The organism is Streptomyces ferrugineus (assembly GCF_015160855.1).
Lineage (GTDB): Bacteria > Actinomycetota > Actinomycetes > Streptomycetales > Streptomycetaceae > Streptomyces > Streptomyces ferrugineus.
This window is the reverse complement of sequence record NZ_CP063373.1, coordinates 6,416,620-6,429,779: the sequence shown is the minus strand read 5'-3', so window position 1 is coordinate 6,429,779 and position 13,160 is coordinate 6,416,620. Positions and strand designations below refer to the sequence as shown.

Annotated in this window: 13 protein-coding genes; 10 read left to right on the top strand and 3 right to left on the bottom strand. The window is 70.3% G+C overall.

Annotation, left to right across the window (positions count from 1 at the left end; genetic code table 11):
* Positions 1-25 precede the first annotated feature (25 nt).
* From IM697_RS29010 to IM697_RS29000, 3 genes are all read right to left on the bottom strand, one after another.
* Positions 26-1,330, bottom strand: a complete 1,305-nt coding sequence (locus IM697_RS29010; RefSeq protein WP_194039047.1) for a PucR family transcriptional regulator — start codon at positions 1,328-1,330, stop codon at positions 26-28.
* Between the two features lie 75 nt (positions 1,331-1,405).
* Positions 1,406-2,011 (bottom strand): hypothetical protein, encoded by a 606-nt coding sequence (locus IM697_RS29005; protein ID WP_194039046.1) that lies wholly within the window; start codon positions 2,009-2,011, stop codon positions 1,406-1,408.
* Positions 2,012-2,036: 25 nt separating this feature from the next.
* On the bottom strand, positions 2,037-2,822 hold the full coding sequence (locus IM697_RS29000; RefSeq protein ID WP_194039045.1) for an SDR family NAD(P)-dependent oxidoreductase: 786 nt from the start codon (positions 2,820-2,822) through the stop codon (positions 2,037-2,039).
* 123 nt (positions 2,823-2,945) lie between these two features.
* Between IM697_RS29000 and IM697_RS28995 the strand changes: the two genes are divergently transcribed.
* The 10 genes from IM697_RS28995 (at position 2,946) to IM697_RS28950 (ending at position 13,103) form a co-directional block, all read left to right on the top strand.
* On the top strand, positions 2,946-4,550 hold the full coding sequence (locus IM697_RS28995) for an ATP-binding cassette domain-containing protein (protein ID WP_194039044.1): 1,605 nt from the start codon (positions 2,946-2,948) through the stop codon (positions 4,548-4,550).
* The gene (locus IM697_RS28990; protein ID WP_194039043.1) at positions 4,547-5,746 is read left to right on the top strand and encodes an ABC transporter substrate-binding protein; all 1,200 of its coding nucleotides are present in this window, start codon (positions 4,547-4,549) and stop codon (positions 5,744-5,746) included. Before IM697_RS28995 ends, IM697_RS28990 begins: the two co-directional genes overlap by 4 nt.
* A gap of 34 nt (positions 5,747-5,780) precedes the next feature.
* Positions 5,781-6,644 carry a branched-chain amino acid ABC transporter permease gene (locus IM697_RS28985; RefSeq protein WP_194039042.1) on the top strand — a complete coding sequence of 288 codons (864 nt, stop codon included), beginning with the start codon at positions 5,781-5,783 and terminating at the stop codon, positions 6,642-6,644.
* Entirely contained in the window at positions 6,641-7,675 is a 1,035-nt protein-coding gene (locus IM697_RS28980; RefSeq protein ID WP_194039041.1) for a branched-chain amino acid ABC transporter permease, read from the top strand. Before IM697_RS28985 ends, IM697_RS28980 begins: the two co-directional genes overlap by 4 nt.
* On the top strand, positions 7,672-8,472 hold the full coding sequence (locus IM697_RS28975; protein ID WP_194039040.1) for an SDR family NAD(P)-dependent oxidoreductase: 801 nt from the start codon (positions 7,672-7,674) through the stop codon (positions 8,470-8,472). The genes IM697_RS28980 and IM697_RS28975 overlap by 4 nt, the downstream gene beginning before the upstream one ends.
* 36 nt (positions 8,473-8,508) lie before the next feature.
* On the top strand, positions 8,509-9,000 hold the full coding sequence (locus tag IM697_RS28970; RefSeq protein ID WP_228044213.1) for a VOC family protein: 492 nt from the start codon (positions 8,509-8,511) through the stop codon (positions 8,998-9,000).
* Positions 9,001-9,042: 42 nt separating this feature from the next.
* A complete protein-coding gene (locus IM697_RS28965; RefSeq protein WP_194039039.1) occupies positions 9,043-10,725 on the top strand; it encodes a bifunctional 3-(3-hydroxy-phenyl)propionate/3-hydroxycinnamic acid hydroxylase in 1,683 nt (560 codons plus the stop codon).
* The gene (locus IM697_RS28960; protein ID WP_194039038.1) at positions 10,722-11,564 is read left to right on the top strand and encodes a fumarylacetoacetate hydrolase family protein; all 843 of its coding nucleotides are present in this window, start codon (positions 10,722-10,724) and stop codon (positions 11,562-11,564) included. Before IM697_RS28965 ends, IM697_RS28960 begins: the two co-directional genes overlap by 4 nt.
* Positions 11,565-11,607: 43 nt before the next feature.
* Positions 11,608-12,396, top strand: a complete 789-nt coding sequence (locus IM697_RS28955) for an IclR family transcriptional regulator (RefSeq protein WP_194039037.1) — start codon at positions 11,608-11,610, stop codon at positions 12,394-12,396.
* Between the two features lie 80 nt (positions 12,397-12,476).
* Positions 12,477-13,103, top strand: a complete 627-nt coding sequence (locus IM697_RS28950) for a S8 family serine peptidase (RefSeq protein ID WP_194039036.1) — start codon at positions 12,477-12,479, stop codon at positions 13,101-13,103.
* Positions 13,104-13,160 lie beyond the last annotated feature (57 nt).

The window sequence follows — 13,160 nt, the reverse complement described above, 5'->3', positions numbered from 1 at the left end:
GTCGCGGAGCAGTCGGGGCCCGTGGTCAGGGGGTGATGACCCGGCTGATCTCAAGCGCCAGGAGCAACGGCAGATGGTCCTGCGGCAGGGGCCGGCCCATCAGCTCTTCGGCCCGCTTGACCCGGTAGGCGACGGTGGTGGGCGCCACGAAGAGATCCTCGGCGGCCAGGCTGCGGCTCCGCCCGTGCGCCAGGTACAGACGCAGCGTCTCCCGGATCACGGCAACCTTCGGGTCGGGGACGGCCAGCGGTCCCAGCACATCGCGCATATAGCGCTCGGCGTGCTCTGCGTTGGCGGTCAGCAGGGACAGCACAGCGATGTCGGCGTAGGCGTACGTGCCCGGGTTGCCGAGCGCCTGTGCCACCCGCTGGGTCTCCCGGGCCGCCAGGTGGCTGGCGCGGAAACCCTGGTTACCCCTGGCCTGCGGCCCCAGCGCCGTGTAGGCACCGCCGGAGCAGCGTGCTGTCGGCGCCGTACCTTCGCGGATCAAGGCGGCGAGATCCCCCGGCGGTTGCCCGGGCCAGCTCAGCCATACCCATACCTCGGACGTACCGGTAGGCAGGACGAGGGAGCGTACGGCCTGTGACGCGCCGACGAGATCGGTGGCGAGTCGGTGCAGCGGCGCGGACGAGACCTGCGCCTCCTCCCCGTCGGCCGTCCACAGGATGGCGGCCATATGGTGGTGGACGATGTCGAGGCCCAGGGTGTTCTCCACGGCGGTGGGGTCGGCGGGTCGGCCGGCGAGCAGGTCCTCCACGAGCTTGCGGCGGGCTGCCGCGCGACTGCCCGCCCAGTGCTCCCGCTCCGCCGCGTACTGCGTGGTGAACGCCGTGGTCAGCTCTTCCACGTAGGCGAAGGACAGGCGTGCGACGCGCTCGCTCTCGTCGGGCCGGCGGTCGGCTTCGACGAGGAGCCGCAGAGCGGCGAGCAGACGTTCGTAGGTGTGCACGTGAGACGTCCACACGGCCCGCAGGATCCGGTCCAGCGATACGCCCCGGTGCACGAGATCACGGTTGCCGTCGACCGCCTCGGGCGGGACGGCGATAAGGCCCGGGGGAGTGTCGTGGAGCAGCCCCCGCAGGATCGCGATGCAGCACGCCTCCGCCGACCGGCGTGCCGTCCGCAGCCCCACCGGTCCGTCGGCGATCTCGGGAGACTGCCGGAGGAACTTCTCGGCGGCCCCGGAGGCCGTCTCCACCGCCCAGGCCACGGGACCGGGGCCCAGATCGGCTTCGGCCTCGGCGACGGTCGCGGGCGAGGAGGCCGGTGCCGGGCCGAGCGTGTCGCCGTCCGGCCGCAATCCCAGCAGCCACTCACCCGCGCTCGTCATGACGGCCCCCTCGCTCGCCTCGCTCACCCGCAGTCCATCATCCTCTGGCCCCGGCACCCCGCGAGATCCTTCCGGTCATCCGTGTGCGGACGGGTCGGGTCCGAGCGGGGCGCGGTCGAACAAGGGGGCCAGCAGCTCGCGTGCCCGTTCCGGGGTGATGACGTCCGCCGGGTCCATCTTCTCGATGCGGCGGCTGCCGGTGTCCTCGTAGACGTGCTCGCCGATCAGGCGGCAGTCCGCGTCGTACGGCCAGAACGACGCCATGTAGTGGGTGAGTTGATAGTAGGCGTCCGGGTCGTCGATGTCCTCGCCCTGCTCGGCCAGGACACGGCCGGGGAGGTGGTGGCCGAAGAAGGACTCGATGGCCAGGCCCCAGTCCGCTACGGCCACGTGGTCGGTGATCGGCCCGAAGACGTTGGCGCGCGCGCCGGTGAGGCCCGCGTAGAACGCGGCGATCTCGGCCGTGCCGCGCAGACGGAGCGAGGTGCCGTTCTCGTTGATGCGGTAGACGGGCTCGTCGACGATCATGTCCGGCTGGAGGATCTCCCGCCAGCGCCCGGAGACCTCCAGCAGCGCGTGCCTGCGGAAGTTCAGCAGGATCGCCCTGTGCCGCGGGTTCTCCGTGACCGCGAGGAGAGCGTCGGGCTCCTTGACGACGTCGCGTACGTCGAAAACGTTCATGCCAGTGCCTTTCGAGCCGAGTGGTTCAGGGGCGGATCTGCATGGGGTCGCTGGCGTCGACGCCGCCGTCGATGACGTGGACGGCGCCGGTGATGTACGGCGCCTCGTCGCTCAGCAGGAAGGCGACCAGAGCGGCGACCTCGTCGGGCCTGCCCATGCGCCCGAGCGGGCTGTGCTTGTGCAGTGCGGTGAGCGCCGGCTCGCCACCCAGTGCTTCCGCGAGGGGCTGCTGCATCGGTGTCTCGATCAGACCCGGTGCGATGACGTTCACCCGTACCCCGAGCGGGGCTCCCTCGATCGCCGCGCTGCGGGCCAGGCCGATCACAGCGTGTTTGCTCGCCGTGTACGCCACGATCGCGGCGCTCGCCCGCAGCCCGGCCAGGGAACTGGTGACCACCACGGCACCGGGCCGGGCGGTGGCACGGAAGTGACGCAGCGCGTCGCGCAGACCGAGGAAGACACCGCGCTGGTTGACCGCGACGACCCGGTCGTAGTCCGCCGCGTCGAGGTCGGCGAACGATCCGAAGGGGCCGGGGACCCCCGCGTTGAGGTGGAACAGATCGACACCGCCGAAGTGGTCGACGGCGGCCCGGAGGTAGACCGCGGCGTCGGGCTCCTGCGACACGTCGGCCGTGATGGCCAGGGCCTGCGGCCCGCACTGTGCGGCGACGGCGGACACGGCGTCCTCGTCGCGGTCGACGAGGGCGACCGAGCAGCCCTCGTCGGCGAGGCGCCGCGCGGTGGCCGCCCCGATCCCGCTGCCGGCGCCGGTCACCAGCGCCACGCGTCCGGTCAGCCCTGCGAAGGACATATCGGCCGCTCCTCAACTCTTAGAAGTCTCGTAAAAGTCCTGTTATTTAGGACTGGCATTTCGATTGGGGGGACAGTAGCTTGCGTCCACACGTCGGTCAACGACATCGAAGGAGTCGCGAAGGTGAGTACTTCGGACACCGCCCTGACCGTGCGGGGACTGGGAAAGAACTTCGGCGGTGTGACGGCGCTCGAAGGTGTCGACCTCACCGTGCGTCGCGCCGAGGCCGTGGCGGTCATCGGGCCGAACGGGGCCGGAAAGAGCACCCTCCTCAAGCTGATCGCCGGGGTGCACCGGCGGGATTCGGGGAGCATCCATCTCGGAGATCACCGGCTGGACCGGTTGCCGCCGCACCGCATCGCCAGACTGGGCGTGGCTCTGGCCCACCAGGTCCCCAGGCCCTTCCATGGCCTGTCCGTCCGCGACAACGTGCGGATCGGGGCCATGGCCGCAGGGCCGCCCATACGCGGGCCGGAAATCGCTGACCTGCTGGCCCTGTGCCGTCTGGACACCAAAGCCGCCCGTTCCGCGGACTCGCTGCGCGTCCTGGATCTGAAACGACTGGAGGTCGCACGGGCGCTGGCCACCCGGCCGCGGGTGCTCATGCTCGACGAGGTGGCCGCGGGGCTGGTGGGCCGCGAACTCGACGAGGCGATCGACCTGATTCGCCAGGTCCATGAGCGAGGCACCACCGTGATCCTCGTAGAGCACATCGAACGGGTCGTCCGCGAGATCGTCGACCGCGTTCTGGTGCTCAACTGGGGGCGTCCGATAGCGCACGGCACTCCGGCGCAGATTGCTGTCGACGAGCAGGTGCGCGCGGTCTACCTCGGCGACAGCTCTGCACCGGGCGGCAGCCCTACCGCCCGTTCTCAAGTCGATAGTCAGGACATGCGGAGTGTAGAGCAGGACGCCGCGGTCACTGTCTCTCAGCGCGGCACCGACGACGTGCTGGTCCTGGACGGAGTCACCTCCGGATACGGCGACATGGTGGCCCTACGGGACTTCTCACTGCGCCTGGGGCGCGGACAGATCGTCACCGTGCTCGGGGCGAACGGCGCGGGGAAGTCCACGCTCTGCGGCACCCTCATGGGCACCGTCGCCACCCGTACCGGCCGCATCACGGCGTTCGGCCGGGACATCACCCGCCTGCCGGTGCACGAGCGGGCCCGCCTGGGCATCGCGTACTGCCAGGAGGGCCGCCGCGTCTTCGGCGATCTGACCGTCGCCGAGAACCTGCGACTCGGCGCCCCGCTCTCGCTGGCCAGGGGCGAGGTGCAGGGCCGGATGGAGCGGGTGCACACCGTGTTCCCCGTGCTCGCCGAACGCGCGGGGCAGCGCGCGGGCACGATGTCCGGCGGGCAGCAGCAGATGCTCGCCGTGGGACGCGCCCTCATGGCCGATCCGTCCGTTCTGATCTGTGACGAGATCTCGCTGGGCCTGGCCCCGGTCGCCATCGACGCGTTGTACCGGGCACTCGCCGAGATCAACGCCCAGGGCGTGGCGATCCTGCTCGTCGAGCAGAACGTCAAGCGTGCCCTGGGCATCTGCGACCACGCGGTCGTCCTCTCCCGGGGGCGCGTCTCCTACCAGGGCGGATCAGCCGGCCTGCTGGACGACGCGGACCTGGACGCCGCCTACTTCGGCACCGACACCACGGATGCCTCTGTCTCCACCGGAGCTTCGCACTCCGGCTCGCCCGCACGCACCACTGGAGAACCCTCATGAGAACAGTCAGACCGTCCCTGCGCCTGGCCTGCGCCACCGCCTGCGCCGCGTTGCTCGTCGCCGGCTGCGCCGGCAACGACACATCGAGCGCGAGCAGCGCGAGCAGCAGCGGCCCCATCGTGATCGGCACCAGCATCTCCCTGTCCGGCGCCACGGTGCTGACCTCGATCAAGGACGGCTACCAGCTCGCCGTCGACAAGGTGAACGCGGCCGGTGGAGTCGAGGTGGGCGGGGTCAAGCGCAAGATCAAGCTGGTCGTGCTGGACAACCGGAGCGACACCAACACGATGGTGCAGCAGGTCCGCTCCCTGGTGCTCAGCGACCACGCCGTCGCCCTGCTGGGCTCCTGCTGTCAGCAGAACATCGACATGCAGGGTCAGGCCGACGCGCTGAAGACCCCCCTGATCATGGGTGCCCTTCCGGTGGAACTGCTGCCCGCGGGCAACGGCTATGCCTGGGACTCCTTCCAGTCCCTGGCTGACGGCGCCGACAAGTTCTACGAACTCGCCGCCACAGCGTCCACCAACAAGAAGATCCTCATGGTCAACACCAATGACGCCCAGGGCAAGGCCACCGGGCAGCTGTGGGGCGGGCTGGGCAAGAAGGCCGGTTTCACCGTCGCCTCCAGCAAGGCGGTGCCGGGCGGCACCACGGATTTCTCCGACGTCATCCAGTCCGGCAAGTCCACCGGCGCTCAGATACTCATCGTGAACATGACACCACCGGACTGCTTCGCCATGTGGAAGCAGATGAAGGCGCTGGCGTACAAGCCGAAGCTCGCCATCGGCCTGCAGTGCGCCCAGACCCCTGGCTGGAGTTCCCTGGGCCCGCTGGGCGACGGCACCCTCGTCCAGCTGAACTGGACGGACTCCGCGGGACTGCCGGACACCCGGATGATCGTCGACAAGTTCGCCGCGAAGTACCCCGCCCTCAACGATCTGGGCTCGGTCGCGCTCGGCTACCACGAGGCCGAACTCCTGATGAGCGCCATCTCCCGGTCCGGCGACGCCACCCCCGCCGCCATCAACAAGGCCCTCGCCACCACCGACATGTCGTCCGCTCTGGGCCCCGTGAAGTTCAAGGACAACAAGAGCACCACACCGTCCTTCATCGGGCAGTGGGAGAACGGCAAGATCCAGCAGGTCTGGCCGGCCAAGGGTGCCGTCCCCCTGAAGTCCCTCTCCGGCCTGAGCTGAACCGTCCGCCGAAACGGCAGAAGGGAGTCGAGACATGAGCCTGGACGTGCTGGCCGCCGGCATTCTGGCCGGCGGTCTGTACGCCCTGATCGGCCTGGGGATCTCCCTGGTCTTCGGGGTGCTCGGACTGATGAACCTCGCTCACGGCGAACTCGTCATCGGCGGCGCCTACCTGGCCTCGCTGCTCGTGGTCGAGGCCGGCTGGGATCCGCTCGCCGCGCTGCCGCTCGCCATGGCCACCATGGCGCTGATCGCCTACCCGCTGCAGCGCTATCTGCTCACGCCCCTGCTCAGGGACAGCAGGAGCGCCCCGCTGGTGGCCACCTTCGGCCTCGCACTGCTCGGGCAGGCGCTCTTCCAGGCCGCCTTCGGCACCCACCCCAAGGCACTGCCCGCCTCCTACGCCGACACCGGCCTGTCCGTGCTCGGTGTACGGGTCCAGACCGTCTACGTCATCGCCTTCGGGCTCGCCGTCGTGCTGTGCGCCGCGACCCACCTGGTGCTCACCAGGACACGGGCCGGCAGCGCGGTGCGGGCGGCCTCAGCCGATCCCGGCACCGCGGCGGTACTCGGAATCGACGTCAACCGCGTCTACGCCATGACCTTCGCCGGTGCGGCGGCGCTCGCCGCAGCCGGCGGAGTGCTCACCGGCGTCGCGCAGAGCTTCACCCCCAGCAGCGGCCTGCCGCTGCTGCTCACCGGCTTCGCCGTGATGGCACTCGCGGGCATCGGCAGCGTGGGCGGCGTACTGGCGGCGGGCGTGGCGCTGGGCGTTCTCCAGTCCGTCAGCGTCGGCCTCTTCGGCGGCGGCTGGCGCGACGTGGTCGTCTACCTGGCCTTCTTCCTCGTCCTCGCGATCCGCCCGCAGGGCCTGTTCCGAAAGGCACATGCCGCATGACACCCACGCCCACCCTGCGGCGCTGGTGGCCCGCGCTCGCCCTGCTTCTCGCCACCCTGGTCTGCTTCGCGCTCGGAGGCGTACTCGACCACGGGGCCCTCGACCTCGGCGTCACCCTGCTGTGCTACCTGGCCATCGCCCAGGCGTGGAACGTACTCGCAGGCTTCGGAGGCCTGGTCTCGCTGGGCGCCGCGGCCTTCGTCGCGACCGGCGGCTACGCAGCCGCGCTGCTGCTCGTCCACACCGGCCTGAGCTGGCCCCTGGCCGTAGTGGCGGCGCCGGTCGCCGCCATGCTGCTCGCCCTTCTGCTGTCCGCCGCGCTGCTGCGCCTGCGCGGCGACTACTTCGCCATCGGCACCCTGGCCATCGCCATCGCTCTCCAGGCACTGATCCGCAACTGGGACTGGGCGGGCGGTGCCAGTGGTGTCACCCTGCCCGTCGACTCCGTGCCCAGCGGCGGCAACCTGTTCCAACTCGCCGTGATCGTCGCGGCGCTGGCCGTGGCTCTCACCCTGCACGCGCGGCACAGCGACTTCGGGCTCCGGCTGGCCGCGATCCGCGACAACGAACCGGCCGCCGCCGGACTCGGTGTCGCCGTCCGCCGCCACCAGCTCGCCGTGCTGCTCCCCTCCAGCGCGATCACCGGACTGGCTGGAGCGGTGATCGCCTTCCAGTTCGTCGTCATCTCCCCGGACGGTGTGGCCGGCGTGGCCTGGAGCCTCAACGCCGTGCTGATGGCTGTGGTCGGCGGAACCGGCACCGTGCTGGGCCCGCTCCTGGGCGTGACCGTCGTCTATTACGGCCTCACCCGCCAACTGCAGAATGAGCAGACGCTTTCCCTGGTGATCGAGGGCGTCCTGCTGATCCTCATCGTTCGTTTCGCCCCGCAGGGCGTGTGGCCGATGCTGTGCAGGGCCGCCCGCCGCCTGCTCGGCCGACGTTCCCCGAGCGATCGGCCGACGGCCGACCGCGGTGACGAGGAAGAAACCGCCCCTTCGGGGACCGAGCCTCTCGCCGTGGACCTCGCATGAGTACCGCAGAGTTCACCGGTCGTACCGTCCTGATCACCGGGGGCGGCGGCGGTATCGGGTACGCCACCGCGGAGCTGCTGACCGAGCGCGGGGCCACCGTGGTCGCCTTGGGGCCGGACGATCCGGGTCTCGGGAAGGTCGCCGGTCTGCCCCGGACGACAGCCGTTCCGGGCGACGCCGCCGACGAGAACGACGTACGGCGCGCGGTCGGCACCGCGCTCCTGGACGGGGGGCGACTCGACGCCGTGGTGTGCTGCGCCGGCCTCGGTACCTTCGGCACGGTCCTGGACTCGGAGCCCGGCTGGCGGGACACGCTGCGGGCCAACCTGGACACCGCCTACGTGACGACCCGCAGCGCGCTGCCCGCGCTGATCGACACCGGCGGTGCCGTGGTGCTCGTGTCCTCGCTGGCGGGGACGCTCGCCGTGCCCGCCGCCGCCGCGTACACCACCTCCAAACACGCCCTCATCGGACTCACTCGGTCGTTGGCCGCCGACTTCGGACCCCTCGGGGTCCGCGCGAACGTGATCTGTCCCGGTGCTGTGCGCACCCCGATGCTCGACCGCGTGATGGACGAGGTCGGCTTCCGGTCCGGCCTGGACCGGGATACCGCCTACCGGCGTGCCGGATCGCTGGTGCCGCTGCGTCGTGCGGCGGAGCCGTCGGAGATCGCCGAGGTCATCGCGTTCCTCGCCGGGCCGCGCTCGGCGGTCGTCACCGGCGCCGTGCTCATGGCGGACTGCGGTGTCTCCGCGGTGGACCTGAGCCTGTCACCACTCGACCAGAACCTGTCCTGACAACAGACAAGCCGGTCCTGAAAGGAGATACCGAAAGTGATCACTGGGCTCGGGCACACCGGCTTCTGGGTGTACGACCTGGAGCTGATGCGCGACTTCTACAGCCGCGTTATGGGGTTGACCGTCACCGACGAGGACGAGGAACGGGGGATCGTCTTCCTGTCCGCCCGCCCTGACGAGGAGCATCACGAGTTCGTGCTCCAGCGCGGTCGCACGGCACCCGACGGAGTGAAACTCACGCACCAGGTCTCCTGGCGGGTGGACTCCCTGGAGTCGGTCATCGACTTCCACCACCGCTTTCGTGCCGAGGGCATCGAGGTCCAGCAGGAGGTCACCCACGGCAACGCGATCGGGATCTACTTCTTCGATCCGGAGGGCAACCGCAACGAGGTCTACCTGCGGCTGGAGCGGAACGTGCCCCAGCCCTTCCGCAAAACGATCGACCTTGACCTGCCGCCCGAGGAGATCCTCGCCGAGTCCGAGCGGCTGCTGACCGAAGGAGGGCCCGCTTATCAGCCCGTCCAGTGAGTTCGCCGCCCCGTCCCGACGACCACAGCGGAGCCCCACTTCATGAGTGAACCGACATCGGGAACCAGCCCTCCACCGGGTCAGGCGCAGACCACCGCCGACCCCGCCGTGCTGATCGTCGGTGCGGGCCCCGTCGGCCTGACCGCGGCCCACCTGCTCGGCTCGCTGGGCGTACGGGTCCTGTTGGTCGAGCGCAACACCACCACCAGCGACGCGGCCAAGGCGATCAGTCTGGACGACGAGTCGCTGCGCACACTGCAGTCCGCGGGCCTGTCCGACGCGGTGTACCCGATCATCGTGCCAGGTACCGGCACGAGGTACTTCGGCGTGGGCGGCCGCTCTCTGGTGCACGCCCGAGGCAGCGGTGATCGGCGCTTCGGCCACCCCTTCAAGAACCCGTTCGCCCAGCCGGATCTGGAGCGGGTGCTCCAGGCAGAACTGGCCCGTCACCCGCACGTCGAGGCACGCTTCGGCACCCGGCTGGTGGGGCTGGCACAGCACGCCACCCATGTCCGCGTCTCGCTCAGCACCGGCGGTGCCGCCGAGGACCTGGAGGTCTCCTACGTACTCGGGTGTGACGGTGGACGCAGCACAGTGCGCCGGCTGCTGTCCGTTCCCATGCGGGGGCGCAGCTTCCCGGACGAGGTGTGGCTCGTGCTGGACACCCTGGATGACCCGCACCGCGAGCGATACGGCATGCACATCGGTGACCCCTCTCGCCCCACAGTGATCGTGCCCGGCCGCGACGGCCGCTGCCGCTACGAGTTCCTGCTGCGGCCGGGCGAGAGTGCGGCCGGTCAGGAGCCGCCGTTCGATCTCGTGCGCCGGCTCCTCCAGCCCTTCCGGGAGATCACTCCGAGGCAGCTGGAGCGGGCCGTCGCCTACAGCTTCCACGCGCTGCTCGCCGAGCGACTGCGGGTGGGTCGTTGCTTCCTGCTGGGCGACGCCGCGCACATGATGCCGCCGTTCGCCGGACAGGGCCTCAACTCCGGCATCCGGGACGCTGCCAATCTGTGCTGGAAGCTGACGGAGGTTCTGAACGAGCGGGCTGACGACGCCCTCCTCGACACCTACGACGTGGAACGCCGACCGCACGCCCAGGCGATGATCGACCTGTCCGTCCGGCTCGGCCGGACCGTCATGACCACCAGCCGCCCGCGTGCACACCTGCGGGATCTGTTGGTGCGCGCCGCACTGCTGACCGGCCCTGGACGCCGCTACCTCACCGAGATGCGCTACCGCCCGGACACCCGGGCACGGACCGGAGCCGTCGTCCGGCCGGGCAAACGAGTTCACCCGCTCGTCGGCACGGTGCTTTCGCAGCCGCGCGTACTGCTCGGTCCCAGCTACCGACTCGTCCTCCTCGACGATGTCCTCGGCACTGGCTGGAGTCTCCTGGGCGTGGGCCTCACCGAGGCCGACTGGACCTCGGTCGGAGAAGTCGGCCTCCCGCCTGGCACCGAGATTGATGTGGTCATCGGTGACCTGGCACTCGACCGCGCCACCGAGCGGCCCGCGATCACGGATGCCGACGGTGGCCCCCGGTCCTTTCTTCAGGACCTGGCCGGGCGCTTCGTACTCGTACGTCCCGACCGGGTGGTGGCCGCCGTCTTCCCTCCCGACCAGGCGGGCCATGTCGAGGTGGAGCTACGGCGCTCGACCGGCGCCCGCACCTCCCGCCCAGCCACCCCCGAGAGACCGCAATTCCAAGGAGCACGCCGATGAGGCTCAGCACGGTCCGTCTCCACGACGGGTACCGCACCACGACCGCCGCTCGTCAGGACGGCGACGAATTCGTCCTGCTTCCGTACACCGACGTCGGCACGCTGCTCGCCTCCGGAGCCGACTGGCGAGAACGAGCCGCCAGGAACGGGGACCGGATCCCGCAGGACAGCGTCTCCCTCGCTCCGATAGTCCCGCACCCGAACAAGATCGTCTGCCTGGGACTGAACTACGCCACCCATATCAAGGAGATGGGTCGCCCGACCCCGGCGCACCCCACCCTCTTCGCCAAGTACGACGGCTCCCTGATCGGCGCCCGGGACGACGTTCACATGCCACCGGTCAGCGACGACCTCGACTGGGAGGCCGAACTCGGCGTCGTCATCGGCCTGGCAGGCCGCCATCTGTCGCGCGAGGAAGCACTGGAGCACGTCGCCGGGTACACGGTCGCCAACGACGTCACGGTCCGGGACTGGCAGCACCGCACCAGGGAGTTCCTCGCCGGCAAGACCTTCGAGGGCACCACTCCGGTAGGGCCCGTCCTCGTCACGCCGGACGAACTCCCCTCCGGCGCCTCCGGGCTGGCCATCGAGTGCGCCGTCGACGGCCAGACCATGCAGAAGTCCAACACCGCAGACCTGCTCTTCGACGTCGCCGACGTCATCGCCTACGTCAGCACCATCATCACGCTGCTGCCCGGCGACCTCATCCTCACCGGCACCCCCGGCGGCGTGGGCGCGGGCCGGGACCCCAAGGTGTTCCTGCGCCCCGGGCAGGAACTCGTGACGACCATCGAGGGCATCGGGGAACTGCGCAACACCGTCGTCAAGGACCATCGGTGACATGCCCCCCACCGACCCGCCCCCAGCCGCTAGAGTGTCCGGCATGTCAGGAACAGTGTCCCCCACCTACCGCGAGCGTAACTCCACGGCCGATCGGGCCCTCGACATCCTGACCATGTTCGACGACGACCAACTCGTCGTCTCCGGAACGGTCGTGGCGGAGCGGCTGGGTGTGGCCCGCTCCACCGCGTACCGCTACCTCCAGAGCCTGGTCGCCGGGCGTTTCCTCGAAGAGGCGCCCGGGGGCGGCTTCCGGCTCGGCCTGCGGGTCCTGGAGATCGCCCGGCTGGCCCGCCGCAGCTACGGCCTCTCCGAGGTCGCCCTGCCCTTGATGGAGGCACTCGCGGCCGAGGTGCAGGAGACCGTCCTGCTCACCCGCCGCGTCGGCGACCTCGTCGTCTGCGTCGACCGCGCGGAGAGCGAGTCCCGCGCGGTCCGCATCTCCTACGAGCGCGGCAGCACCCTCCCCCTCAACGCCGGAGCTGCGGCTCTCGTTCTGCTGGCCTGGAGCCCCGAGGACGAGGCTCGCCGGCTGTTGGGGGCTGCCGAGCTGCGCCGTTTCACTCCATCCACCCTCACCGATGTCGATGCGTTGGTCGAACGTATGGGCCGCATCCGCAGACTCGGCTACTCCGTCACCCGCGGCGAACTCGACCTCGACGTCGTGGGTATCTCCGCGCCGATCCGGAGTCAAGGCGGACAGGTCGTGGCGGCGGTGAGCGTGGCGGCCTTGGCTTCCCGCCTCTACCCCGAGGCGGAGGCCGAGGTCGCCCAGAAGCTGCTGACCACAGCGGGGGAAATCAGCGAGCGCCTGGCCCTGGCCGCTGCCTGAGGCCGCATCGGTCGGCGCCGACGGCTCCGGCGGAATTGTTGAACTCCGTTGGTTTTACTGTGCCTTGGGAAACATAGGTATTGAGGTGGTCTGGGCCCGCGAGTGGCACCACCGCCTCCCCCCTCGGCCGCCGCCGAGGGCGCTCTCGCGGTCGGCGCGGCCGGCGGCGACGATCGGGTGGCGACCTTCTCCAGCCGGGGCCCCTCTTCGGCGACTACACCGTCAAGCCCAATATAAAGACCCCGGGCGTCGCCGAGACGGCCGCCCGCGCCACGGGCACCTCGATCGACGCTGTCGACCGCGAGGGCCCGGTGGGACCGGTTGACGACCACTACACCCGCCGGTCCGGTACGTCGATGGCGGCACCCGCCGTCGACGGCGCCGCCGCCCTGGTCATGCAGGCCCACCCCGACGGGACGCCCCGGCAGGTGGCCCAGGCCCTGGTCTCCAGCGCCGACCCCACCGCCGGTGAGTCGGTGTACGACCAGGGCTCCGGCCTGGTCGACGCGGAGCGCGCCGTCGACCAGCCGGTGTCGGTCACCGCGACCGCCGCGGACTTCGGCCGCCTCACCTGGCCTCGCGGCCCCGGCATCGCCCGCGAGGTGGCCTTCTCCAACGCCTCGGACACCCCCGTCACCCTTGACCTCGCCCTCAGGTCGTCTCGACCCGCGGTGACCTGCCCTGCTGTGAAGAACGCCGCGAACTGACGCTTCGGATCCCAGATGACCCTGCCGCAGGGGCGTCGTGTACGCACCGGGCCACGG

Coding starts and splice junctions, on each gene's coding strand:
- IM697_RS28965 (WP_194039039.1), top strand. CDS start 9,043: ATGAGTGAACCGACATCGGGAACCAGCCCTCCACCGGGTCAGGCGCAG.
- IM697_RS29005 (WP_194039046.1), bottom strand. CDS start 2,011: ATGAACGTTTTCGACGTACGCGACGTCGTCAAGGAGCCCGACGCTCTC.
- IM697_RS28985 (WP_194039042.1), top strand. CDS start 5,781: ATGAGCCTGGACGTGCTGGCCGCCGGCATTCTGGCCGGCGGTCTGTAC.
- IM697_RS28975 (WP_194039040.1), top strand. CDS start 7,672: ATGAGTACCGCAGAGTTCACCGGTCGTACCGTCCTGATCACCGGGGGC.
- IM697_RS28955 (WP_194039037.1), top strand. CDS start 11,608: ATGTCAGGAACAGTGTCCCCCACCTACCGCGAGCGTAACTCCACGGCC.
- IM697_RS28960 (WP_194039038.1), top strand. CDS start 10,722: ATGAGGCTCAGCACGGTCCGTCTCCACGACGGGTACCGCACCACGACC.
- IM697_RS28990 (WP_194039043.1), top strand. CDS start 4,547: ATGAGAACAGTCAGACCGTCCCTGCGCCTGGCCTGCGCCACCGCCTGC.
- IM697_RS29000 (WP_194039045.1), bottom strand. CDS start 2,822: ATGTCCTTCGCAGGGCTGACCGGACGCGTGGCGCTGGTGACCGGCGCC.
- IM697_RS28980 (WP_194039041.1), top strand. CDS start 6,641: ATGACACCCACGCCCACCCTGCGGCGCTGGTGGCCCGCGCTCGCCCTG.
- IM697_RS29010 (WP_194039047.1), bottom strand. CDS start 1,330: ATGACGAGCGCGGGTGAGTGGCTGCTGGGATTGCGGCCGGACGGCGAC.